Here is a 1,384-nt window from a genome sequence, read left to right on the forward strand (position 1 = left end):
AGTGGGGGGATCCGGAGTACTGGGTGCGTCAGGTCCGTGAGGGTGTCCGGTTCGCTGACGCGGTGCGGGAGTTGGACACCGCCGGGGTCACCGGCTTCGTGGAGCTGGGCCCGGACGGCACGCTGACCGCGCTGGTGGAGCAGTCGCTCGACGCACCCACGGCCACTCCCGTGCTGCGCCGCGACCGACCGGAGGCCGACACGCTGGTGACCGCCCTGGCCCGGGTGTACGTCCGTGGTCACGGGGTGGACTGGGCGGCCCTGTTCGGTCCGGCCCGCCCGCCGCGCGTGGAGCTGCCCACCTACCCCTTCCAACGCACCCGCTACTGGCTGGAGCCCGCGACCCGGACGGCGGACGCGGCGGGGCTGGGCCTCGGTGCGGTCGAGCACGCCGTGCTGGCCGGCGCCCTGCTGCTGCCGGACGCCGACGGGGTGCTGCTCACCGGCAGCCTCGGACTGCGCACGCACCCCTGGCTGGCCGATCACGTCGCGCTCGGCACCGCCATCGCCCCGGGGGCGGCCCTGGTCGAGCTGGCGATCCGGGCCGGTGACGAGGTCGGCGCCGGCCTGCTGGAGGAGCTCGTCGTCGAGGCGCCGCTGGTGCTGCCCGAGCAGGGCGCGCTCCAGGTGCAGGTCGCGGTCGGCGAGCCGGACGCGACGGGCGCCCGGCCGGTCCGCGTGCACGCCCGCCGTGGCGAGGGCACGGCCTGGACCCGGCACGCCAGCGGCACCCTGCTGCCCACCCCTGCTGCTGCCGCTGGGAGCACCACCCAGGCGGTGGCCTGGCCGCCGCCGGGCGCCGAGGAGCTGCCGGTGGAGGAGGTCTACCAGGTCCTGGCGGGCGCCGGGCTGACGTACGGCCCGGCCTTCCGCGGCCTGCGCGCGGTCTGGCGCGACGGCGAGGAGTACTACGCCGAGGCCGCGCTGCCGCCGGCGCTCGTCGCCGACGCCGGCCGGTTCGGCCTGCACCCGGCGCTGCTCGACGCGGCGGCCCAGCTGCCCGGCCTGCACGAGAGCGCGGACCGCCGCCACCGGCTCCCGTTCGCCTACCGGGGCGTGACGCTGCACGCCGCCGGCGCGGCCGAGCTGCGGGTCCGGCTGACCGTCACCGGCCCGGAGAGCTACGCGCTGCTGGCCACCGACGCGGCCGGGCAACCGGTGCTCACGATCGACACGCTGACCACCCGGCCGGTCCAGCAGGGCGTGATCGGTACGCCGAGCACGCTCGACCGGGACGCGCTGTTCGCCGTGGAGTGGCCCGTTCTGGCCGCGGCGACGCCGGCCGGCTCGTCGGCCGCGGTGGCCGACACCGAGGCGTGGACCGCTCACCGGATCGGTGAACACGCCGAGGTGCGGGGGGCGTTGGGTGAGGCGTTGGAGTTGGT

At 77.2% G+C, this 1,384-nt stretch carries 1 protein-coding gene; it reads left to right on the forward strand.

The window, feature by feature from the left end:
• Positions 1–23: 23 nt before the first annotated feature.
• The coding region (locus ABD323_RS41185; protein ID WP_344447216.1) for a polyketide synthase dehydratase domain-containing protein at positions 24–1,384 on the forward strand (1,361 nt) is incomplete at its 3' end.

It is taken from the genome of Kitasatospora nipponensis (assembly GCF_039528135.1).
Lineage (GTDB): Bacteria > Actinomycetota > Actinomycetes > Streptomycetales > Streptomycetaceae > Kitasatospora > Kitasatospora nipponensis.